Genomic DNA, 1,528 nt, shown 5'->3' with positions numbered 1-1,528 from the left:
CTTACGACCGTCGTATGAGCGGTTTGCGAGTGCTGCAGGCGGTGTCACGTCGTCGGGCATCCACACGACATCCACCACGCGCCATGGTCACCGCAAGGCCACGACAGGCTTACGCTTACACCGAGTCAGCGACTCCCTTTTTTTCTCGGAGCAAGGGTGGGGGAGCCGGCGCGCAGCGCCGGGGGGAGGGCTGCAAGCCCTCCCCCTCTCTCGGCTTCCAACTCGAGAGTCGCTTACTGCCGAAGCGAGGGGGGGCGACTTATCCACAACCATCCCTCTGCGTAGCCTCTAAGTCTATCTATTTCTTGTATATATAACTGAGGGTTCGGCTCTGGATTTTTCCGCCTTTTCTCAATGACTTACCTGTCCGAAATTCACAGCTGCGACGAACACCTGTTCGTCGCAGCTGTGAAAACAGCCTCTGAAAACGCTCGGAATTCGATACGATTCACGGCTACGACGAACAGCGCGGTTGATTCTTCACAGCTACGACGAACATAGTTCACGGCTACGACGAACAACGGGGCCGATTTTTCACAGCTACGACGAACATGATTCACGGCTACGACGAACAGGTGCTCGTCGTAGCCGTGAAGGGGGAAGGGCGGTGCATGCAAAAACAAGCATTTAGCTCGTTCCGATGGAGGATTAGGGAGACGAAGTTTACCCCTTGTTCGTCGTAGCTGTGAAAGCCCGAAGGGGGATCCGGTTGTCGAGCGCTTCCTTGGTCTCGCCTGTATGGAGCCTGTAGACGCAGAAGGCGTCGCTTTCCGGAGGGGTTTTGTGGGCCTTGGAGTAAGCCTTGGCCTCGCCAACAATCCACCCAGGCAGAGTCCCGACCTGCATCAGCGAGGCTGCAGCGCGCTTCCTGCGATTGCAGGCGGCGCTTGGTGAGCAGGGGCTTGGCCCGTACGCCCACTCCACTAGCTCCGTCACTGGAATCGTCTGAGCGCTGCCAGCGGTGACGCGGGCAGAAAGCCTAAAGTGGACAATCCGAGCGCCATCACGCAGACGCCTTACCTCGCCCATGTCCACGAAAAACCCGTCGGCGTCGGCCCCCTGGCGTAACACGATCTGCGTCAGCTTGGCGTTGAGGACTAGCGTAATACCTTCCTCTCCTTCGCCAGCTTCCGGGATCGAAACTCGAAGCAGTTGCTCACCCGTTCGGATGCGCGTCCGATTGCCTCCGATCGCCCCGAGGTCACAGTAGGCAACCCGGCTTAGGCGGATCAGACTTGCGACCATGCGCCAGTACGAGGAACCCCCTGTGGCTAAGCCGCACTCGCGCAGCAAGGTGTGCACAGTGGTTTTGATGCGGAGGTAGTCTCCCGCTCTCCACTCGTCGCCAGTTCCGCCGAGCTGGTTAGCAGCGTTGTCGCGCTCTAAGCCCTCAAGAAGGTCCGCCTGGATGGACTTGCTTCGGGAAAGTGGAGAGGTCCCGATGATGCAAGAGGACCCACATGAAGCAGCAGCGACGGTTTACGAAGGAATTTGAGGACGAGGCGGTACGCCTTGCTCGGACGAGCGG

General features: G+C 59.0%; 1 protein-coding gene. It reads right to left on the bottom strand.

Annotated features, from left to right (window positions below):
- Positions 1-663: 663 nt before the first annotated feature.
- On the bottom strand, positions 664-1,314 hold the full coding sequence (repC, locus tag LHA35_RS28195) for a replication protein C, IncQ-type (RefSeq protein WP_226615064.1): 651 nt from the start codon (positions 1,312-1,314) through the stop codon (positions 664-666).
- Positions 1,315-1,528 lie beyond the last annotated feature (214 nt).

The sequence above is a fragment of the Roseicella aerolata genome (assembly GCF_020523605.1).
GTDB classification, from domain to species: domain Bacteria; phylum Pseudomonadota; class Alphaproteobacteria; order Acetobacterales; family Acetobacteraceae; genus Paracraurococcus; species Paracraurococcus aerolatus.
Note: the sequence above shows the minus strand (reverse complement) of the source record. Positions and strands in the feature narration are given on the sequence as shown.